Source organism: Pseudomonas sp. SMV71 (genome assembly GCF_052042015.1).
Lineage (GTDB): Bacteria > Pseudomonadota > Gammaproteobacteria > Pseudomonadales > Pseudomonadaceae > Aquipseudomonas.
Map to the genome: position 1 here is coordinate 65,912 of NZ_JBKGGU010000006.1, position 20,889 is coordinate 86,800.

The 20,889-nt window shown below is 60.1% G+C and carries 18 protein-coding genes; 10 read left to right on the plus strand and 8 right to left on the minus strand.

From position 1 onward, the window contains the following. Nucleotides 1-19 precede the first annotated feature (19 nt). The 5 genes from ACLEJQ_RS07490 to ACLEJQ_RS07510 all read right to left on the minus strand — a co-directional run bounded on the left by ACLEJQ_RS07490 (nucleotide 20) and on the right by ACLEJQ_RS07510 (nucleotide 7,618). Nucleotides 20-2,830: an FAD-binding and (Fe-S)-binding domain-containing protein gene (locus tag ACLEJQ_RS07490; protein WP_440793629.1), complete on the minus strand. Its 2,811-nt coding sequence runs from the start codon at nucleotides 2,828-2,830 to the stop codon at nucleotides 20-22. Further along, the gene (locus tag ACLEJQ_RS07495; protein ID WP_440793631.1) at nucleotides 2,827-3,498 is read right to left on the minus strand and encodes a LutC/YkgG family protein; all 672 of its coding nucleotides are present in this window, start codon (nucleotides 3,496-3,498) and stop codon (nucleotides 2,827-2,829) included. Before ACLEJQ_RS07495 ends, ACLEJQ_RS07490 begins: the two co-directional genes overlap by 4 nt. Next, complete coding sequence (locus ACLEJQ_RS07500) at nucleotides 3,495-4,952, minus strand: LutB/LldF family L-lactate oxidation iron-sulfur protein (RefSeq protein ID WP_440793633.1); 1,458 nt, start codon at nucleotides 4,950-4,952, stop codon at nucleotides 3,495-3,497. Before ACLEJQ_RS07500 ends, ACLEJQ_RS07495 begins: the two co-directional genes overlap by 4 nt. Further along, nucleotides 4,949-5,773, minus strand: coding sequence for a (Fe-S)-binding protein (locus tag ACLEJQ_RS07505; protein WP_440793635.1), 825 nt, complete (start codon nucleotides 5,771-5,773; stop codon nucleotides 4,949-4,951). The genes ACLEJQ_RS07500 and ACLEJQ_RS07505 overlap by 4 nt, the downstream gene beginning before the upstream one ends. A gap of 150 nt (nucleotides 5,774-5,923) precedes the next feature. Continuing rightward, nucleotides 5,924-7,618 carry a lactate permease LctP family transporter gene (locus ACLEJQ_RS07510; RefSeq protein WP_440793637.1) on the minus strand — a complete coding sequence of 565 codons (1,695 nt, stop codon included), beginning with the start codon at nucleotides 7,616-7,618 and terminating at the stop codon, nucleotides 5,924-5,926. Nucleotides 7,619-7,881: 263 nt separating this feature from the next. On the opposite strand from ACLEJQ_RS07510, the gene ACLEJQ_RS07515 reads away from it, so the two are divergent. Next, a complete protein-coding gene (locus ACLEJQ_RS07515; RefSeq protein ID WP_440793639.1) occupies nucleotides 7,882-8,649 on the plus strand; it encodes an FCD domain-containing protein in 768 nt (255 codons plus the stop codon). A 115-nt stretch (nucleotides 8,650-8,764) separates the two neighbouring features. On the opposite strand, the gene smpB is transcribed toward ACLEJQ_RS07515, so the two are convergent. Next, entirely contained in the window at nucleotides 8,765-9,247 is a 483-nt protein-coding gene (gene smpB, locus ACLEJQ_RS07520; protein WP_440793946.1) for an SsrA-binding protein SmpB, read from the minus strand. A 118-nt stretch (nucleotides 9,248-9,365) separates the two neighbouring features. Between smpB and ACLEJQ_RS07525 the strand changes: the two genes are divergently transcribed. Genes ACLEJQ_RS07525 through ACLEJQ_RS07535 form a run of 3 tightly spaced genes read left to right on the plus strand, consistent with a single transcriptional unit; the run spans nucleotide 9,366 to nucleotide 11,519 of the window. Next, nucleotides 9,366-10,769, plus strand: a complete 1,404-nt coding sequence (locus ACLEJQ_RS07525) for a sodium-dependent transporter (RefSeq protein WP_440793641.1) — start codon at nucleotides 9,366-9,368, stop codon at nucleotides 10,767-10,769. A gap of 7 nt (nucleotides 10,770-10,776) precedes the next feature. Further along, nucleotides 10,777-11,220 carry a type II toxin-antitoxin system RatA family toxin gene (locus tag ACLEJQ_RS07530; RefSeq protein WP_440793643.1) on the plus strand — a complete coding sequence of 148 codons (444 nt, stop codon included), beginning with the start codon at nucleotides 10,777-10,779 and terminating at the stop codon, nucleotides 11,218-11,220. Beyond that, nucleotides 11,217-11,519, plus strand: a complete 303-nt coding sequence (locus tag ACLEJQ_RS07535) for an RnfH family protein (RefSeq protein ID WP_440793645.1) — start codon at nucleotides 11,217-11,219, stop codon at nucleotides 11,517-11,519. The genes ACLEJQ_RS07530 and ACLEJQ_RS07535 overlap by 4 nt, the downstream gene beginning before the upstream one ends. Nucleotides 11,520-11,576: 57 nt before the next feature. On the opposite strand, the gene ACLEJQ_RS07540 is transcribed toward ACLEJQ_RS07535, so the two are convergent. Continuing rightward, the gene (locus ACLEJQ_RS07540; RefSeq protein WP_440793647.1) at nucleotides 11,577-12,104 is read right to left on the minus strand and encodes an outer membrane protein assembly factor BamE; all 528 of its coding nucleotides are present in this window, start codon (nucleotides 12,102-12,104) and stop codon (nucleotides 11,577-11,579) included. 97 nt (nucleotides 12,105-12,201) lie between these two features. On the opposite strand from ACLEJQ_RS07540, the gene fur reads away from it, so the two are divergent. Further along, nucleotides 12,202-12,606: a ferric iron uptake transcriptional regulator gene (fur, locus tag ACLEJQ_RS07545; RefSeq protein WP_440793649.1), complete on the plus strand. Its 405-nt coding sequence runs from the start codon at nucleotides 12,202-12,204 to the stop codon at nucleotides 12,604-12,606. Nucleotides 12,607-12,681: 75 nt separating this feature from the next. On the opposite strand, the gene recN is transcribed toward fur, so the two are convergent. Next, complete coding sequence (gene recN, locus ACLEJQ_RS07550) at nucleotides 12,682-14,355, minus strand: DNA repair protein RecN (RefSeq protein ID WP_440793651.1); 1,674 nt, start codon at nucleotides 14,353-14,355, stop codon at nucleotides 12,682-12,684. A 243-nt stretch (nucleotides 14,356-14,598) separates the two neighbouring features. On the opposite strand from recN, the gene grpE reads away from it, so the two are divergent. The 5 genes from grpE to carA all read left to right on the plus strand — a co-directional run bounded on the left by grpE (nucleotide 14,599) and on the right by carA (nucleotide 20,838). Further along, the gene (grpE, locus tag ACLEJQ_RS07555; RefSeq protein ID WP_440793653.1) at nucleotides 14,599-15,165 is read left to right on the plus strand and encodes a nucleotide exchange factor GrpE; all 567 of its coding nucleotides are present in this window, start codon (nucleotides 14,599-14,601) and stop codon (nucleotides 15,163-15,165) included. A 101-nt stretch (nucleotides 15,166-15,266) separates the two neighbouring features. Next, a complete protein-coding gene (dnaK, locus tag ACLEJQ_RS07560) occupies nucleotides 15,267-17,183 on the plus strand; it encodes a molecular chaperone DnaK (protein ID WP_041025003.1) in 1,917 nt (638 codons plus the stop codon). Between the two features lie 322 nt (nucleotides 17,184-17,505). Then, nucleotides 17,506-18,630, plus strand: coding sequence for a molecular chaperone DnaJ (gene dnaJ / locus ACLEJQ_RS07565; protein WP_245145158.1), 1,125 nt, complete (start codon nucleotides 17,506-17,508; stop codon nucleotides 18,628-18,630). A gap of 9 nt (nucleotides 18,631-18,639) precedes the next feature. After that, the gene (dapB, locus tag ACLEJQ_RS07570; RefSeq protein ID WP_440793655.1) at nucleotides 18,640-19,446 is read left to right on the plus strand and encodes a 4-hydroxy-tetrahydrodipicolinate reductase; all 807 of its coding nucleotides are present in this window, start codon (nucleotides 18,640-18,642) and stop codon (nucleotides 19,444-19,446) included. A gap of 255 nt (nucleotides 19,447-19,701) precedes the next feature. Continuing rightward, nucleotides 19,702-20,838, plus strand: a complete 1,137-nt coding sequence (gene carA / locus ACLEJQ_RS07575) for a glutamine-hydrolyzing carbamoyl-phosphate synthase small subunit (protein ID WP_440793657.1) — start codon at nucleotides 19,702-19,704, stop codon at nucleotides 20,836-20,838. Nucleotides 20,839-20,889 lie beyond the last annotated feature (51 nt).

Consider the following 20,889-nt stretch of genomic DNA (forward strand, 5'->3'; position numbering starts at 1 on the left):
TCAAGGGTTCTATTTTTCTTTAAATCCCCCTCGCCTGAGTCACCCGATCCACCAGGTAGACCAGTCCGTGGTAGTCGATTTCGCCATGGTGCGTAAGACCGATCTCACAGGTGCGGCTGGTGGAAATCCCTTCGCTGCACGGTTGGACTGCATCTTTCAATGTGCGTAATGCATGCGCGTTCAGCTCCGGTGTGGTGAAGCCTTTGTCGCCGGCAAAACCGCAGCAGTGGATGCCTTCGGGGATGACCACGTGCTTGCTGCATTTGCGCGCCAGGTCGATCAGCGCCTGGCTTTCGCCCAGGTGTTGGGTGCTGCAGGTGACATGGACGGCGATGGGGGCTTCCTGCGGCGTGAAGTCGAGGCGCTCCATCAGGTGGGTGCGGATGAAGCGCACCGGGTCGTACAGATCCAAACGCACGTCGCCGAGGTCTTGGACCAGCCGCAACGTGCATGGGCTGGTGTCGCAGTAGATCGGGTCGAGTCCGCCGCGACTGGCGTGCAGCAGTGCACTGAGCAGTTCCTGGCGTTTGTGTTCGGCCTGTTCGGCGTAGCCTTTGGAGGCGAATGGCTGGCCGCAGCAGAGGCTGTCCACGTTGTCTGGGATGACCACTTGATAGCCGGCCTTTTCCAGCAGGCCGCGCGTCTTGTCGTACAGCGACATCTGCTCTTTGTCCTGTGCCGCCGGGCCCATGACGCGGGAGACGCACGCGGCCAAGTAGACCACTCTCGGCCGTTCGTCCGATGCGCTAGGGCTGAAGCGGATGGCGCTTTCCGGTTGCGGCATGGAGTTGGTCCATTGTGGGACCTTGCCTTTGGACAGCCGGGTCAATGATGCCGAGAGTTTCGCCAGGCGTGGCGCTCCCAGCAGCATGCGTGCGCCATTGGCGACGTGGAGTGTGAAGCGTGCGCCTTGGAGGGCGGTGGCGAAATTTCCTTCAGCCCAGTTGGCGATTTTCGTGTTCTTCGCTTCACGGCTGCGAAGTTTTTTCACCAGCTCGCCGGTATTGATGCTGACCGGGCAGCGTTGCGCGCACAGGCCGGTGGCGGCGCAGGTGTCGATGCCGTGGTACTGGTAGGCTGCTTCAAGTTCCGATGTGTCGATGCCCGAGCGTTTTTTCGCCTGGATGTCGCGCCAGATCACGATGCGTTGGCGCGGGCTCAGGGTCAGGTCTTTGGAGGGGCACACTGGTTCGCAGAACCCGCACTCGATGCACTTGTCGACGATCTCATCGGCGGCCGGCAGTGGCTTGAGGTGTTTGAGGTGGATCTGCGGATCTTCGCTGAGTATCACGTCCGGGTTGAGGATGCCGTTGGGGTCGAGCAGGCGCTTGAGTTGCCACATCAGTTGGTAGGCATCGTGGCCCCATTCCAGCTCGACGAACGGCGCCATGTTGCGTCCGGTGCCGTGTTCGGCTTTCAGCGAGCCGCCGAACTCCACCGCCACCAATTGGGCCACGTCGTCCATGAACGCCTGGTAGCGTGCGACTTCATCCGGGTTGTTGAAGCCTTGGGTGAAGACGAAGTGCAGATTGCCTTCCAGTGCGTGTCCGAAAAGGATCGCTTCGTCGTAGTGATGTTTGTCGAACAGCTCGATCAGGCGATTCACGCCAATGGCCAGTTGCTCCACCGGGAAGGTTACGTCCTCGATGATGACCGTGGTTCCGGTTTTGCGTACCGCCCCAACGGCGGGGAAGGTGTCCTTGCGGATGGCCCAGAGCCGAGCGTTTTCCTTTGGGTCTTCGGTGAAGTCGACCTGTTTTTCCACTGGGAACGCGGCCAGCGAACCCATGATCCGCGTCAGTTGTTCCTGTAGGAGTGACGAAGAGGCGGCGCGGGATTCGATCAGCAGGGCGCAGGCATGGGGCGACAGATGTTGTACGAATTCCGGCATGCCCGGCTTGTCCTGCACCGAACGCAGGCTGCGCCGGTCGAGCAACTCCACGGCCGATACCGGCTGGCTTTTCAGCACGGTGACCGCGTTGCAGCAGGTTTCCACATCCGGGAATACGATCAGTGCCGACGCCTTGTTCGGGTGGTCGATGACGGTGTTGTAGGTCACCGCACTGATAAAGCCGAGGGTTCCCTCGGAGCCCACCAGCAGATGGCTCAGGATATCCACAGGGTCGTCGAAATCCACCAGGGCATTGAGTGACAGGCCGGTGGTATTTTTCAGACGATACTTGTGGCGGATTCTGGCGGCCAATTCGGCGTTGGCGCGGGTTTCGCGACCTAGGGTTGCCAGGCGTTCCAGCAGGTCACCATGGCGGGTGCGAAAAGCTGTCACGCTGGCCTCGTCCTCGGTATCGAGGCGGGTCCCGTCAGCCAGCACCAGACGAATGCCGGCCAGGGTGTGATAGGTGTTCTGCGCAGTGCCGCAGCACATGCCGCTGGCGTTGTTGGCGACGATGCCGCCGATTTTGCAGGCGTTGATCGAGGCCGGGTCCGGGCCGATCTTGCGCCCGAACGGGGCCAGCCAGGCGTTGGCCTGGGCGCCGATCACGCCGGGCTGCAAGCGAATCTGTGTGCCTTGGTCGCGAATCTGCCGAGCGTTCCAGTTATCCCCCAGTACTATCAGCACCGAGTCGCTGATCGCTTGCCCGGACAGGCTGGTGCCCGCCGCGCGGAAGGTGACAGGTACCCGCTCGCGCTGGGCGAGTTGCAGCAGCGCCACCACTTCGTCTTCGCTTTCGACCCGAACCACCAGTTTCGGAATCAGCCGATAGAAACTGGCGTCGGTGCCGAAGGCCAGGGTCGACAGGGGGTCGTCGTAAAGGCGTTTCTGTGGGATCAGTTGCCGTACGTCGTGTAGGAAAGAGGCCGGAAGGGTCATTGGTCCTCCAGGATCATTACCACCAGGTCTTTCGGACCGTGGGCGCCGTAGGCCAGGACTTGTTCGATGTCGGCGGTTTTCGACGGGCCCGACACCAGCAGGGCGTTGGTGGGCATGCCTTGGGCCCATTCGAATTCCTGCTGCACTTCGTAGAAGTTGTCGCGAATCTCGCTGGCCTTGAGCAAGGCGAAATGCACCGGCGGGACCAGGCTCATCAGCCGCGGTTCTTCTCGCGTCGGCCAGAGAATCAGGCTACCGGTGGCGGCGATGGCGCCGAGGGTTCCGGTCAGGCTGGCGGGCGTGTCGTTGAACAGTTCGGCTTTCCATTCTTCGACCGGTCGGTCGTAGGCCTTGAGGGTTGGCAGGTCTGGATTGTTCGCCCAGAACTGTGTGATTTTTTTCCCGTGGGGCGTGGTCGGGGCGATGAGCAGGCTCGGCAATTGACGATCGCGCAGCAGCTGCGCCAACAGCGCCGGCCAGCCTTCGCCGGATGTCAGGTGGATTTCTGTGTGCACCGCCTCCATCAGCTTACGCAGCTGCGGGATGCGTTCCTCGGGGGCGTAGCGATAGGTTTGCGTCACCAGCTCGACGTTGTAGGTGTCAGCAACGGGCGTGGTGCCTGTCAGGCTTTTGCGCAGCTTGGCGAGGATATTTTCCTTGGCGCTCATCGACGGTCTCCCTGTTGATCCAGGTGTTCGCGGGCCAGGTCATGCAATGAGCGGGCGGCGGGTTTGGGGGCGCTGTGGTTCTGGGTCCATGGGCCGACGTTACGGGGCGTCAGGGCGCGCAGGCGTGTGGCAAGAAAACCAAATAGGCGATACAGCCGCGGCGAGCTGTTGAGCCACGCCCAAGTGTTCCAGATGAAGCGTTCCTTGGACGAATACTTGCTGCCCTGGCCGCGCATCACTTGATGGGGGCTGTCCGGCGCCTTGACGTTTTCTTCCCGCAGCCGCCGCAGCAAGGCCGGAATCGGAATCTTCACCGGACACACTTCACCGCAGGCGCCGCAGAGCGAAGAGGCGCTGGGATGGTCCGGTACCTTGGCCAGGCCAACCATGTGCGGCGTGATGATTTTTCCGATAGGCCCCGGGTAAACCTCGCCGTAGGCATGACCGCCGATTCGGGTGTAGACCGGGCAATGATTCATACAGGCGCCACAACGAATGCAGTTCAGGGTCTGGCGCAGTTCGCTGTCGGCAAACGCCTGGCTGCGACCGTTATCCAGCAACACCAGGTGCACTTCCTGGGGGCCGTCCAACTCGTGCGGCTTGCGTGGGCCGGAGATCATGTTGACGTAGGTGGTAATCGGCTGGCCGAGGGCCGAGCGGGTCAGCAGCGAGAGCAGCGGCACGACATCGCGCAGGTTCTCCACCACTTTTTCGATGCCGGTCACGGCGATGTGTACGGGCGGCACGGTGGTGGACATGCGCCCGTTGCCTTCGTTTTCGACTAGCAACAGGGTGCCGGTTTCGGCGACGGCGAAGTTGACGCCCGAGACGCCGACATCCGCCTCGAAGAATTTCTGTCGCAAGACTTTGCGACCGATCTGAATGAGTTGGTCGACGTCCTTGGTGTACTCCACGCCGAGTTTGTCGTGGAACAAGGACGCGACCTGGCCGGCATTCTTGTGGATCGCCGGCATAATGATGTGTGAAGGCTTCTCGTGATCGAGCTGGACGATGTATTCCCCCATGTCGGATTCGAGACATTCAATGTCCCGAGCCTCGAGGAAATGGTTCATCTCCATCTCTTCGCTGACCATCGATTTGCCCTTGATCACTTGCCGCGCCTCGTGAGCGCGGATGATCGAGAGGACGATGCCATTGGCCTCGTCCACCGTCTCCGCCCAGTGCACTTTCACACCGTTGCGGGTCAGGTTGGTTTCAAGTTGCTCGAGCAGGTCGGGCAGCTTGGATAACGCACGGGCGCGAACGGCATTGCCGAGCACCCGCAGGTGTTCCCTTTCGTGGGCATCGCTGAAGGACGTTGCCCGTTTGGTCATCAGTGAATCCATCGCACTGCGAAAGTTGTTTCGCAGTTGCGTGTCGTCCAGGGCCTTGTGGGCTCGGGCGCGAAAATCCTCTTGTACCTCTACGGCCGGAATCAGCGTGGGCGTGCTCATGCGACACCTCCGGTACGCTGCCAGAGGAAGCTTGCCAGATGCTGGCCGCGCAGCGCCTCCTGCTGTTTTTCCAGCGCGCCGTTGATGTTCATCAGGCAACCGCAGTCGGCACTGATAACCTGATGCGCGCCGGATTCCTTCAGCGCCCGGGTCTTGTCGGCCACCATCGCGCCGGAAATATCCGGCATGCGCACGCTGAATGTCCCACCAAAGCCACAGCATTCGCTTTCATGGCTATGCTCGACACGTTCCACATTGCCCAACTGCGCCAACAGGGCGCGGCCATGCAGGTGGGTGTTCATTTCACGCCGTGCCGAACACGACGTGTGCAGGGCGACCTTCACTGGCGCGCCACTGTCGTTCAACCGTACCTTGCAGACAAACAGCAGGAACTCGGCCAGTTCATAGGTCCGGGCCGCCAGGGCCTGGACCTGCTTGAGCGTTTCGGGCTCATCCTTGAACAGATCGGCGTAATGCTCACGCAGCATCCCGGCGCAGGAGCCCGACGGAACCACCACCGGATAATCATCGGCAAACAAGGCCAGTTGCGCTCGCGCCACCGTCCGCGCCTGTTCGGTGTACCCCGAGGTGTAGGCCGGTTGGCCGCAGCAACTTTGCCCTTGCGGGTAATCCACCCGGATCCCCTCACGCTCCAGCAGACGGATCGCATCCATCCCGGCTTCGGGGTAGAACAGGTCCACCACGCAGGTGCCGAACAAGTAGACCCGTGGCGGTTTCTCGCTGGGGTACTGCCGAGGCTCGGGCAATGGTGGCGCGACTCGGGTCGCGTTCGGCACGGCGTTGTAAAAAAGCTCGCTCATCAGGCGTGTCTCCGGGTGGTCCCGGTTATCCGTCCGCTGAGGCCGCTGAATATAGAGAGCAAATCTTTCAGCAGCCTTGCAGACCCGGTAATCGATAGCGAACGCCGATGCGGGGATCGGCGTCGGTTCTTTCGGTATTTCTTGTAGGACTCAGTGCACCAGCATGCCAGTGAACCAGTAGGCCTGGGCCAAGGTGATCAGGCCGACGATCGTTGCAAAGAATAGGCTGTGTTTGAGGGTGAAACGGAACAGATCCGATTCCTTGCCCACCAGCCCGGTCGCCGCACAGGCCACGGCGATCGATTGCGGTGAAATCATCTTGCCGGTTACGCCACCGCTGGTATTCGCCGCGACGAGCAAAGTGTCGTTGACGCCGATCTGGTGTGCGGTGGTGGCTTGCAGCGAGCTGAACAGGGCGTTGGACGACGTATCGGAACCGGTCAGGAATACCCCCAGCCAACCCAGGAACGGCGAGAAGAACGGGAACGCTGCACCGGTGCCGGCCAGCACCAGAGCCATGGTCGAGGACATGCCTGAATAGTTGGTGACGAAGGCAAACGCCAACACCATGCCGATGGAAAGGATCGGCCAGCGCAGCTCGAAGAAGGTCTCTTTAAAAGTGGTAAGACCAGTCTTGAGGTTGATTTTCAGCACCAGCATCGAGATCAGCGCCGAAAAGAAAATCGCCGTGCCGGTGGCGGAAATCGGGTCCAGCTTGAACACAGCAGGAATGGCCGTGGGGTTGACCACGATCGGCGCGACCTTGATCACCATCTGGTCCAGGTGCGGGATGGCAAAGTTGAACACCCAGGCGTACATCGCGCCGCCTGCGGCGAACATCGCCTTGAACGGTTTCAGGGTCCAGATCGTCACCAGCACGGTGAGGATCAAGAACGGCGACCAGGCCTTGAAGATCTCCCCCAGGCTGTAGGGCGAAGCCACGGTGCTGCGCGGTTGGCCGAAGCCGCCGACGCTGGCGGTGATCGTTGCGCTGGAAGTGGCGCCGGCAATCTGCGCACCGGCGGCGCGCTTGGGCTGCCAGACTTTCAAGAACAGGGTCAGCGAGATCAGGCTGGCCAGGGCCGAGGTGATGTCCGGCAGTTCCGGGCCGATGAAGTTGGAGGTGAAGTATTGGGTGATGGCGAAGCTCAGGCCCGCTACCAATGCGGCCGGCCAGGTTTCCCGCACGCCGCGCAGGCCGTCCATCATGAACACCAGCCAGAACGGTACGAACAGCGACAGCAACGGCAGTTGGCGACCGGTCATGGCGCCGATCTTGAAGGCGTCGATCCCGGTGACCTGACCGGCCACGATGATCGGGATGCCCAGTGCGCCGAATGCCACTGGCGCGGTATTGGCGATCAGGCACAGGCCTGCGGCATACAGCGGGTTGAAGCCCAGGCCGACCAACAGGGCGGCGGTAATCGCCACCGGTGCACCGAAGCCGGCGGCGCCTTCCAGGAATGCACCGAAGCAAAAGCCGATCAGCAACACTTGCAGGCGTTGGTCATCGGTAATCGACAGCACCGAGCTGCGGATGACCTCGAACTGGCCGCTCTTGACCGTCAGTTTGTAGAGGAAAACCGCGGCGACGATGATCCATGCGATAGGCCACAGGCCATAGGCGAAGCCATAGCCGGCGGCGGCGAAGGCCATGTTGGCGGGCATGTTGAAGCCGAAGATTGCCACGGCAATGGCCAGGGCCAGGGTGATGCTGCCGGCCACATGGCCTTTGAGGCGAAACACCGCCAGGGCCAGGAAGAAAAATACGATGGGAATAACAGCCGCGAGAGCGGACAAGCCAAGACTGCCGAGCGGGCTGTAGAGCTGTTGCCAGGTTTGCATGTGGGTGGGCCCCTAATTGTTGTTGGTCAGGCACTGGTCAGCGTATTTGGTTAATTGGTAAGACCAATTTACAAGCGCTGTCGGCTAGGGTAAAAGCCTTGGTTGTGATGTGTCAATTTGCCGCCCGCAAAACTTTCGTCGAATAAGCGGTGCAGAGGGTCTCTGATCCGTTTGCAGATCCCGCTTTTGATACGTGTCGACAAGGCCCGGATAGGCCAGAATAGAGAGCCCGGCGAGCGGTCGGGATGGTGGAGAGTCGAGTTATGGGGTTTGATCAGATTCGTCAGCGCCGTTTGTCTGACGATATTGTCGAGCGGCTTGAAGGAATGATCCTTGAGGGCACGCTGAAATCCGGCGAACGGCTCCCGGCCGAGCGAACCCTGGCCGAACAGTTCGGCGTGTCACGCCCATCGTTGCGTGAGGCGATCCAGAAGCTCACGGCCAAGGGTTTGTTGGTCAGTCGCCAGGGCGGTGGCAATTACGTCGTGGAGTCACTGGGGTCGACGTTCAGCGATCCTTTGCTGCAACTGTTGGAAAGCAATCCCGAGGCGCAACGCGACTTGCTGGAGTTTCGGCATACTCTGGAAGCATCCTGTGCTTATTACGCAGCGTTGCGCGCCACGGATGTAGATCGTGAGCGACTGACGGCGGCGTTCGAGCAATTGCAGGATTGCTATTCGCGCCATGAAGAGGTGAGTCGTGCGGAGGAGGGGGCGGCCGATGCCCGGTTCCACCTGGCGATTGCCGAGGCCAGTCATAACGCGGTGTTGCTGCACACCATCCGCGGCTTGTTCGACCTGCTCAAGCGTAATGTCGTCACCAACATTGGCGGGATGTACAAGCAACGCAGCGAAACCCGCGACATGCTGATCAGCCAGCACCGGGAGTTGTATCAGGCGATCATGGATGGGCATGCCGAACAGGCGCGGGAAGTGTCCAGCCGACATATTCTGTATGTGCAGGAGGTGCTGGAAGAGGTGCGTCAGGAAGTGCAGCGCGTGGCGCGTGCCGAGCGGCGTAAAGGGATGTAGCTATAAAAAACTGTGGGAGCGAGCCTGCTCGCGATTGCGGTGGGCCAGTCAAATCAATATTACTGACTCACCGCAATCGCGGGCAGGCTCGCTCCCACATGGGTTCTTGCGCGGGCTAGTCTTCTTTGCCCTTGTTCCGCACGGCCCGCTGCAGCTCGCGACCGGCGTCGCGTTCGCGCTCGGTATCGCGCTTGTCGTATTCCTTCTTGCCCTTGCCCAGCGCAATCTCGCACTTGATCAAGTGCTTGCTCCAGTACAGCGACGTGCAGACGCAGGTGTAGCCCTTCTGCTGGACGCCCGCGAAGAGCTTTTCCAGTTCGCGCTTGTTGAGCAGCAGCTTGCGCGAGCGCACCGGGTCGGCAATCACGTGGGTGCTGGCGGTGGTCAGCGGCGTGATATGACTGCCCAGCAGCCAGGCCTCGCCGTCCTTGAGCAGCACGTAGCTGTCCACCAGTTGCGCCTTGCCGGCACGCAGGCTCTTTACTTCCCAGCCGGCCAGGACCATGCCAGCTTCGAACCGTTGTTCGATGAAGTAATCGTGTCGCGCCTTTTTATTTTGCGCGATGGTCCCTGTAGGGTGTTTCTTCTGTTTAGCCATAGGGGCGGCATTATAGGCAGTTGCGCGCGTGTCGGCTACGGTGAAGCGGTGTGCTTGAGCACCTTGATTGAATCCCGGACAATGCGGCCTCTTTTTTGAACGCTTGGGCGTGATCACGATGTCGACAGACAAGGTTTCTGTCCACGGCAGTTGGGCTAGCCGCTGGGTCTTCATACTCGCGGCAACCGGTTCTGCCGTGGGGCTGGGTAGCATCTGGAAGTTTCCATACATGGTGGGCGTCTACGGTGGCGGCGCCTTCGTCTTGATGTTCCTGGCGTGCATCGCGCTGATCGGGGCACCGGTCATGCTCGCCGAAACGCTGATCGGACGTCGCGCCCGGCAAAGCCCGGCCAATGCCTTGAAGGTGCTGGCGGTAGAAGCAGGGCACTCGACCAAGTGGTCCTGGGGCGCCTTCGCCGGGATGATCACCGCTTTGCTGATCCTGTCTTTCTATAGTGTGGTCGGCGGCTGGTCGCTGGATTACATCATCGACATGGGGCGAGGGGATTTCCAGGGCGTCGCGCCTGATCAGGTTGGCGCCTACTTCGGCAAGGTGATCGACGATCCGTGGCGGCTGACCCTGTGGCATACGATTTTCATGGTGCTTTCGGCCGTGGTGATTGCCAAGGGTGTCGTTGCGGGGCTGGAGCGCAGCCTGCGAATCATGATGCCGCTGCTGTTCGTCATGATCCTGGTGCTGCTGGGCTACAGCATGACCACCGGGCACTTCATGGAAGGCCTGCACTTCATGTTCGACTTCAAGCCGGAGAAAGTGCTGGATGGCCTGCTGCCGGCCATGGGGCATGCGTTCTTCTCCCTGAGCGTGGGCGTTGGCTCGATCATGATCTACGGTGCCTACATGCCCAAGAACGCCTCCCTGACCCGCACGGTCGTCGGCGTCGCGCTGTTGGATACCTTCGTGTCGCTGATGGCCGGGGTGGCTTTGTTTCCGATTGTGTTTGCCGCCGGCTTGAACCCCAGCGAAGGCCCAGGGTTGATGTTTGTCAGCTTGCCGTTCGCCTTTGGCAGCATGGCGTTCGGACAGTTGATGGGCGTGGTGTTTTTCGTCCTGGTGGCCATCGCCGCCTGGAGCTCGGCCATTTCCCTGCTCGAACCCATGGTGGCCTATCTGGTTGAGCGCACGCGTATCGGTCGCGCCTGGGTGACCTTCTGGTTGGCCTTTACCTGCTGGTTCGTGGGCCTGGGGACGGTGTTTTCCTTCAATATATGGAAGCAGGCCAAGTTTTTCGTGAACGAAGACGGGATGTTCAGTCTCTATCAGTGGGGGGCTACCGGAGGGCTGGATTTCTTCGGCGTGATTGATTTCTTCACATCGCGGATCATGCTGCCGTTGGGCGGTTTGTGTTTCGTGGTGTTTGCAGGGTGGGTGATGGGGCGTGAAGCTGTGCGTGACGAGCTGTCGCTGCGCAGCCCTGTATTGTTCGCCTTGAGCCTGTTCTTGATGCGCTACGTGGCGCCCATCGGCATTCTCGTAGTGTTTGCCGCCCAGCTGTGGAAGTGACGCTTACATGACGACACATATTCAACGCTCGGCCTTGCTGCCCTATCCGGCGCAGGCGTTGTACGACCTGGTCAACGATGTGGCGAGTTACCCGCAATTCTTGCCTTGGTGCTCATCGGCCGAGGTGCTTGAGAGTTCCGAGACCCATATGCGTGCCAGTCTCAACATAGCCAAGGGCGGCTTGAGCCAGCGCTTTGTCACGCGCAATACCCTGGTGCCGGGACAGTCCATTGAAATGAACCTGGAAGAGGGTCCTTTCAATCAGCTGCACGGCGTCTGGGTATTCAAGCCGCTGGGTGAAAAGGCCTGCAAGATCAGCCTGGACCTGTCGTTCGATTACGCCGGTCCTCTGGTGAAGGCGACGTTGGGGCCGTTGTTCAATCAAGCCGCCAACACCCTGGTCGACGCTTTCTGCCAGCGTGCCAAGCAAAACGCAGAGCTCAAGCGTTGATCGAAATAGAAGTGGTGTACGCCTCTGTCGAGCGTCAGGAGTTGCGTACTTGTGCCGTGCCGCAAGGCACGAGTGTCCGTGCGGCGCTGCTGGCGTCAGGGATTGCCGATGCATTCCCGGAGTTGGATCTGGCGACTTGCACTGTCGGAATTTTTGGCAAGGTCGTGGCCGATCCGGAGCACCAGTTGGTACAGGCGGCCGACCGGTTGGAAATCTATCGGCCATTGTTGGTGGATCCGAAAGAAGTCCGTCGGTTGCGCGCAGCCAAGGCTGCCTTGGCGCGTCAATCGGGACAATAGCGGGCCAGGAACGCAGGCAATAAAAAACCCGGCATGCCGGGTTTTTTATATCGCCGATTACTGGGGCGACGTATCCAGGGGTTCTGGCGTCGGGACGGGTACGGTCTCGACGTTGTCCACGTCCTTCTGGATCTGATCCAGCAATGAACCTGGCTTGGCCGGCTTTTCCGGTTTCGACTTGTCGGCGTTCTCCGCCGGCGCAGTGACTGTCGTGCCACTGTCCTTGCCCATGATGGCCTCGTCGCGGCTCACGCCGGGCATGAAATCGCCCGACAGGCTGACAAGTTGGTCATTGGCGTTGAAGATAACGCTGATGCGTTCCTGTTGGCGCTCACCGCCACCGGGCTGCAAGCTGTAGAGATAATCCCAGCGATCGGCGTGGAACGTGTCGGCCAGCAGAGGGTTGCCCATGATAAACCGTACTTGCCGGCGGGTCATTCCCGGGCGTAACTGGTCTATCATGTCCTGCGTGACGACATTGCCCTGCTGGATGTCGATTTTGTAAACCCCGGGGAATGAACAACCGGCGAGTGCGAGCAGTCCCACGAAGGTGAAACTGGTTAGCAAGAGCTTGGTGTTTTGCATCGGTGGGCGACTTCCACTATCTTGGCTGGGACAACGTAAACGCCGATCATACCCGCATTAAGAGAAGCTGCGAAGCAGCATCGCGAGAAAGCTGACCATGGTTGAAAATAGCGAACTACGCAAAGCCGGCCTCAAAGTGACCCTGCCACGGGTCAAGATTCTACAAATGCTCGATTCCGCCGAGCAACGCCACATGAGTGCCGAAGACGTCTATAAGGCGCTTATGGAGGCTGGCGAGGACGTTGGTCTGGCCACGGTCTACCGTGTCCTGACCCAGTTCGAGGCAGCGGGTCTTGTGGCTCGTCACAATTTCGATGGCGGTCATGCTGTCTTTGAATTGGCTGACGGGGAGCATCACGATCACATGGTGAACGTGGAGACCCGTGAGGTCATCGAGTTTGTCAGTCCGGAAATCGAAAAGTTGCAAAAGGCAATTGCTGAAGAGCATGGTTTCGAGCTGATCGATCACCATCTCGTCTTACACGTACGCAAGCTCAAATAAGCATGTTGCGTGAGCTCAGGCTCCCGAAACGAAAGAAGGCGACCCCAGGGTCGCCTTCTTTCTTTATGGCGGTTGTCAGCTTTTTGCCGCAACCACCATTTTTTTCGCGTGGGCCAGGGATTCCTTGGTGAGGTCGATCCCTCCCAGCATCCGTGCCACTTCTTCCACGCGTTCGTTTTTGTTGAGCTTGGACACCGCAGTGCGAGTGGCATCCTCGCCACGCACCTTGTGCACGAATAAATGCTGGTGTCCCTGGGCCGCGACTTGGGGCAGGTGAGTGACCGTCAGCACTTGGCCCCGCTCTCCGAGTCGGCGCAGTAATTGCCCGACTATTTCCGCAGTCGGCCCCCCGATACCCACATCCACCTCGTCAAATACCAGGGTCGGCACGCGAGACGTCTGCGCCGTGATGACCTGGATGGCCAGGCTGATCCGCGACAACTCACCGCCCGAAGCAACTTTGGCCAGGGCCTTGAGCGGCTGGCCGGGGTTGGCGCTGACCAGCAGCTCCACTTGTTCCAACCCGTTGGGCTGAAGTTCGTCACCGGTGTTGGGGTGAAGTTCGATGGTGAAGCGTCCCCCCGGCATGCCCAATCGCTGGATTTCCTGTTCCACGGCACTGGCCAGCCCTGTGGCGGCCTGCTTGCGCAGTTCGCTGAGTTCCTTGGCCTTTTCCTGATAATGACGGGCATAGGCCGCCAGCTCATCACCGAGACGCTCAATGGACTCGTCATTGGCATTCAGGGTTTCCAGCTCTTCCAGCAGCCGTTGTTGGAGTTCGGCCACTTCGGTTGGCTGGACGCGATGTTTGCGGGCCAGGGTATAGATGGTGTCGAGGCGCTCTTCCAGATACTGGAGTCGAGCCGGGTCGGCATCGAAATGATCGAGGAACCGGTTCAATTCCCCGACAGCTTCCTCGACCTGGATCTGCGCGCTGGTCAGTAGGTTGGTCGCTTCGCTCAGGGCACCTACCGAGTTGTTCACGCTGGACAGTCGGTTCAGGCTCGCGGTCAGGGCGTTGAGCACGTTCCCCGAATCGCTTTCGCTGCATTGATCGACGACCTGACGGCAGATGCCCAGCAGGGCTTCGGCATTGGTCAGGTTCTTGTGTTCCTGCTCCAGTTCCTCCAGCTCGTTTTCCCCGAGGGCCAGGTTCTCCAGTTCCTCGAGCTGGTAGCTGAGCAACTGGTGACGGGCGCGTTGTTCGTCGCCCGAGTTGGAAAGCCGCTCCAGCTCCTGTCGCGTCTGGCGCCAACGCTGGGCCGCCAGCTGGACCTGGCGAGCCAGGTCGGTGGCGCCAGCGTATTCATCCAACAAGCGACGATGGGTGTCGGTCTTGAGCAGGGATTGGTGTTCGTGCTGGCTGTGGATATCGATCAGCAGCTCGCCGAGGGCCTTGAGATCGCCCAATGGGCAAGGCGTGCCGTTGATGTAGCCACGGGAGCGGCCTTCGGCGGTGATGACCCGGCGCAGGATGCACGGACCGTCGGTGTCCAGGTCGCGCTCGGCCAGCCAGGTGCGGGCTTCGGGGATGTCGACCAGGTCGAATGTCGCCAGGATGTCGGCCTTGTCTGCGCCGGGACGTACCACGCCGTTGTCGGCACGATCGCCCAGCGTCAGGCCGAGGGCGTCGAGCATGATCGACTTGCCGGCGCCGGTTTCACCGGTGATCACGCTCATGCCTCGATCGAGTTCGAGGTCGAGATGTTCGACGATGGCGTAATTGTGTACGGACAGGTGCACCAGCATAAGGCCGCTCCCAGGCTTCAGGTCTGGTTATTTATACAGTGTTTTGTTTCGGCCTGACAATGCCTTCGCTTAGCTCGATTTGCTTGGTTCGATGGTTTTCTTAGTGCTGCACGGAATGGTTATGCAGCTGTTTTTTGTAAGGTTAATTCGTCGGGCGGCCCTTGAAGCTGAAAAACCCGGCCCCATATACCGGGGCAGAAGCGCGAGTCGAGCTCGCGGACGAAGTTGAAAGGAGAAATCTCTATGGCTGACGAACAGACGCAGGACACGCAAAATCTAGACGCCAATCAGGCTCCCCAGGATTCGGGCGAGGACCTGGCGGTACGTGTACAAGTGCTCGAGGAGCAACTGGCCGGTGCGCAGGATCAGGCGTTGCGTGTAGCAGCCGACCTGCAGAATGTCCGCCGTCGCGCCGAGCAGGATGTAGAAAAGGCTCACAAATTCGCCCTGGAGCGTTTCGCCGGTGACCTGCTGCCGATTATCGACAGCCTGGAACGCGGCCTGGAACTGTCCAACCCGGATGACGAAAACATCCGCCCGATGCGTGAAGGTATCGAGCTGACCCTGAAGATGTTCCAGGACACGCTCAAGCGCTACCAGCTCGAAGCCATCGATCCTCATGGCGAACCGTTCAATGCCGAGCATCATCAGGCCATGGCGATGCAGGAAAGCGCCGACGTCGAGCCCAACAGCGTCCTGAAAGTTTTCCAGAAGGGCTATCTGCTCAACGGCCGCCTGCTGCGCCCGGCCATGGTTGTGGTCAGCAAGTCGCCGGCACCGGTTTCGCCTTCTATTGATGAGCAGGCTTGAAATCGGTCGTAACGGCCCCATTTATAAGTCAAGCGTTTAAGTGCTACCGCAGATAGCCACCACTGCTGCGGCAACAAAATCCAAGTTCCGGGAGAGTTAACATGGGCAAGATTATCGGTATCGACCTGGGGACCACCAACTCGTGCGTCTCCGTGCTGGAAAACGGCAAGGCCAAAGTCATTGAAAACGCTGAAGGCGCGCGTACCACGCCGTCGATCATTGCGTACGCCAACGATGGCGAGATTCTGGTTGGCCAGTCGGCCAAGCGTCAGGCAGTGACCAATCCGCATAACACCCTGTACGCGGTGAAGCGTCTGATCGGTCGCAAGTTTGACGAAGAAGTCGTTCAGAAAGACATCAAGATGGTGCCTTATAAAATCGCCAAGGCTGACAACGGCGACGCCTGGGTTGAAGTGAACGGCCAGAAAATGGCGCCGCCACAGATCTCGGCTGAAATCCTGAAGAAAATGAAGAAAACCGCCGAAGATTATCTCGGCGAGGCAGTGACTGAAGCGGTCATTACCGTGCCTGCCTACTTCAACGACAGCCAGCGCCAGGCCACCAAAGACGCCGGCCGCATCGCGGGCCTGGACGTAAAGCGCATCATCAACGAACCAACCGCAGCGGCTCTGGCCTACGGCATGGACAAGGCCAAGGGCGATCACACCGTGATCGTTTATGACCTGGGTGGCGGTACCTTCGACGTTTCGGTGATCGAGATCGCTGAAGTCGACGGCGAGCACCAGTTCGAAGTTCTGGCAACCAACGGTGACACTTTCCTCGGTGGTGAAGACTTCGACATCCGCCTGATCGACTACCTTGTAGATGAGTTCAAGAAAGAAAGTGGCATGAACCTCAAGGGTGACCCGCTGGCCATGCAGCGTCTGAAAGAAGCCGCTGAAAAAGCCAAGATCGAGCTGTCCTCGAGCCAGTCGACCGACGTGAACCTGCCGTACATCACCGCAGACGCCACCGGTCCTAAGCACTTGAACGTGAAAATCTCCCGCGCCAAGCTCGAAGCGCTGGTGGAAGACCTGGTTCAGCGCACCATCGAACCTTGCCGCATCGCCATGAAAGACGCCGGTATCGACGTGGGTTCGATCAACGACGTGATCCTGGTCGGCGGTCAGACCCGTATGCCGCTGGTCCAGAAGCTGGTAACCGATTTCTTCGGTAAAGAAGCGCGCAAGGACGTGAACCCTGACGAAGCCGTTGCCATGGGGGCTGCCATCCAGGGCGCCGTTCTGGCCGGTGACGTGAAGGACGTTCTGCTGCTCGACGTCAGCCCGCTGACCCTGGGTATCGAAACCATGGGTGGCGTGATGACCGCGCTGATCGAGAAAAACACCACGATTCCTACCAAGAAATCCCAGGTGTTCTCGACTGCCGACGACAACCAGAGCGCCGTGACCATTCACGTACTGCAAGGTGAGCGCAAGCAGGCTGCCCAGAATAAGTCCCTGGGTAAGTTCGACCTGGCTGAGATTCCACCGGCTCCACGTGGCGTGCCACAAATCGAAGTGACCTTCGACATCGACGCCAACGGTATCCTGCACGTCGGCGCGAAAGACAAGGCTACCGGCAAGACTCAGTCGATCGTGATCAAGGCCAACTCCGGTCTGTCCGAGGAAGAAATTCAGCAGATGGTTCGCGACGCTGAAGTCAACGCCGAGGAAGACCGCAAGTTCGAAGAGCTGGCCAGCGCCCGCAACCAGGGTGATGCCCTGGTGCACTCGACCCGCAAGATGATCGCTGATGCTGGCGAGAAAGTGACCGCGGAAGAGAAGACTGCCATCGAAGCAGCCGTGGTTGCCCTGGAAGCTGCCGTCAAGGGCGACGACAAGGCTGCCATCGAAGCGAAGATCGAAGAGCTGTCCAAGGTCTCCGCGCCAGTGGCTCAGAAGATGTACGCCGAGCAGGCCCAGCCGGCTGAAGGCGCCGCACAGCAAGGCGAGTCGGCCGAAAAAGCCGACGACGTCGTCGATGCCGAGTTCGAAGAAGTGAAAGACCACAAGTAATCGCTTGTTGGTCGGCCGGTTGACTGCATTTGTGCGGTGGCTGGTAGGATGTCGCCGCGCGGGAGCTTGCTCCCGCGTTGGCGTGTCTGGAGCCAGCGAATTTTTACAGCATGCGACGGCGTTCGGATGCTGGCGGTGTGATCGGGGATGCTCCTGCTTTTCGATCGACAGGCACTGCGTTTTGGCCGGGGCCCTGGCTGAACGATTGAAGACCAGGATCGTTGAATCGACGTGAGTTGGGTCCGGGCCTGTATGGGGGCTCAACGAGTTTGGCAAGGTTCAGGAGAGGTTTGCCGGACGTCCTATAAGAGTGCAAAGACTAATGGCAAAACGTGATTTCTACGAAGTATTGGGTGTTGAGCGGGGTGCCAGCGAGGCGGAGCTGAAGAAGGCTTATCGTCGTCTGGCCATGAAGCACCACCCGGACCGTAATCCCGGCGATAAAGCGTCGGAAGAGCTGTTCAAGGAAGCCAACGAGGCTTACGAAGTACTGTCCGATTCCAGCAAGCGCGCAGCCTACGACCAGTATGGTCATGCCGGAGTCGACCCGAGCATGGGCGGCGGTGGCGCCGGTTTTGGCGGTCAGAATTTCTCCGATATTTTCGGCGACGTATTCAGCGATTTCTTCGGCGGCGGTCGCGGTGGCTCCCGTGGCGGTGCCCAGCGTGGCAGCGACTTGCGCTACACGCTGGAGCTGAACCTGGAAGAGGCGGTACGCGGTACCACCGTCAATATCCGCGTTCCGACGCTGGTCAATTGCAAGCCTTGCGATGGCTCGGGCGCCAAGAAAGGCTCGTCGCCCGTCACCTGCCCAACCTGCGGCGGTATCGGCCAGGTTCGCATGCAGCAAGGCTTCTTCTCGGTGCAGCAGACCTGCCCACGATGCCATGGCCAGGGCAAAATCATCTCCGATCCGTGCGACTCCTGCCACGGCGAAGGGCGTGTCGAAGAGTACAAGACGCTGTCGGTCAAGGTGCCGGCTGGTGTCGACACCGGTGACCGTATTCGCTTGTCGGGTGAGGGCGAGGCGGGTGCCCAGGGTGGTCCGACCGGCGACCTGTACGTGGTTATCAATGTGCGCGAGCACGCGATTTTCCAACGCGACGGCAAGCATCTGTTCTGCGAAGTGCCGATCAGCTTTGTCGATGCAGCCTTGGGTGGCGAGCTTGAGATCCCGACCCTCGATGGTCGCGTCAAGCTGAAGATTCCCGAGGGTACGCAGACTGGCAAGCAGTTCCGCATTCGCGGCAAAGGCGTTGCGCCAGTGCGTGGTGGCGGCGCCGGTGACCTGATGTGCCGCGTTGCAGTAGAAACACCGGTCAACCTGAGTCGGCGCCAGCGTGAGTTGCTGGAAGAGTTCCGCAGTTCGCTGGAGGGTGACAACAGTCATTCCCCTAAAACCACCGGTTGGTTCGAAGGCGTGAAGCGCTTCTTCGGCGATCTGTAAGGAGGTCGCATGCGACGTATAGCTGTGATGGGCGCTGCGGGGCGCATGGGTAAGGCGTTGGTCGAGGCGGTGCAGCAGCGCTCTCCGCTCTCCGGCTTGACGGCTGCCATCGTTCGGTCTGACAGCACGCTGGTGGGTGCTGATGCCGGGGAGCTGGCGTCGTTGGGACGTATCGGCGTGCCGATGACCGGTGGCTTGGAAAAGGTGCTCGATGAATTCGATGTCCTGATCGATTTCACCCTGCCGGAAGTGATGCTGAAAAACCTCGCCATCTGCCGCAAGCACGGCAAGGCCATGGTCATCGGCACCACCGGACTGGATGCGGCGCAGAAGCAATTGCTGGCCGACGCCGGCAAGGACATTCCGATCGTGTTCGCGGCGAACTTCAGCGTGGGTGTGAACCTGTCGCTGAAGCTGCTGGATCTGACGGCGCGGGTCCTGGGTGATGACGCGGATATCGAAATCATCGAAGCGCATCACCGGCACAAGATCGACGCGCCTTCGGGAACGGCGTTGCGCATGGGAGAGGTGATAGCCGATGCGCTCGGTCGCGATCTGCAGGAAGTCGCCGTATATGGACGCCAGGGCCACACCGGCGCACGAGATCGAGACACCATTGGTTTCGCGACTGTGCGCGGTGGTGATGTGGTAGGTGATCACACCGTCCTGTTCGCCACCGAGGGCGAGCGCCTGGAGATCACCCACAAGGCCTCGAGCCGGATGACCTTCGCCAAGGGCGCCGTACGTGCAGCGCTGTGGCTGGATGGGCGTGAGCCTGGCCTGTACGACATGCAGGACGTTCTCGACCTGCGTTGATGCATCGCAAAGCGGGGTACAGGTTATACTGCGCCCCGTTTTTCACCGCTTCGCGACGGTCTGTCGCATTCCCCTGCCTTTAAGGCTCATTAGCGGTGGACCAAAAAAGCCTTTTTCTGTAAGCTACAGCTTTAGTGTGTCCACTAAAAGCGCGCAGAATAATTCAGTGAACAAGCGGGGTGACGTGTCCATACGTCACTCCGCTTTTTTACAACCTGCGATCGCCCTTTCAGGCTTTATTTACGGGAGGTCTTCTTGACTAAGCCAGCCATACTCGCCCTTGCTGATGGCAGCATTTTTCGCGGCGAAGCCATTGGAGCCGACGGTCAGACCGTTGGTGAGGTGGTGTTTAACACCGCAATGACCGGCTATCAGGAAATTCTTACCGATCCTTCCTACGCCCAGCAAATCGTTACCCTGACCTACCCGCACATCGGCAACACCGGCACCACGCCGGAAGATGCCGAGTCCGACCGCGTATGGTCCGCCGGCCTGGTCATCCGTGATCTGCCGCTGGTGGCGAGCAACTGGCGTAACACCATGTCACTGTCCGATTACCTGAAAGCCAACAACGTCGTGGCGATCGCCGGTATCGACACCCGCCGCCTGACCCGCATCCTGCGGGAGAAAGGTGCGCAAAACGGCTGCATCATGGCTGGCGATAACATTTCCGAAGAGGCGGCTATCGCCGCTGCCAAGGGTTTCCCAGGCCTCAAGGGTATGGATCTGGCCAAAGTGGTCAGCACCCAGAAGCAGTACGAGTGGCGCTCTTCGGTCTGGGATCTGAAGACCGACAGTCACGCGACTATCGAGACTTCCGAGCTGCCCTATCACGTGGTGGCCTACGACTACGGCGTCAAACTGAACATCCTGCGCATGCTGGTAGAGCGTGGCTGCCGTGTGACGGTAGTGCCGGCGCAAACCCCAGCCGCAGAAGTGCTGGCCCTCAAACCCGATGGCGTGTTCCTGTCCAACGGCCCGGGTGATCCGGAGCCATGCGACTACGCGATCCAGGCAATCAAAGATGTGCTGGAAACCGAGATCCCGGTGTTCGGCATCTGCCTCGGCCACCAGTTGCTGGCCCTGGCGTCGGGTGCCAAGACCCTGAAAATGGGCCACGGCCACCACGGTGCCAACCACCCGGTGCAGGACCTGGACACCGGCGTCGTCATGATCACCAGCCAGAACCACGGTTTTGCGGTAGACGAAGCGACCCTGCCGGCCAACGTTCGCGCGATCCACAAATCGCTGTTCGACGGTACGCTGCAAGGCATCGAGCGCACCGACAAGAGCGCGTTCAGCTTCCAGGGTCACCCTGAGGCGAGCCCGGGCCCGAACGACGTGGCTCCGCTGTTCGATCGCTTCATCAATGAGATGGCCAAGCGACGCTGACCGCGTAAGCCCGAGGGCGGCCCCGCATACGGCGGCCCCCTCAGGCGCTGC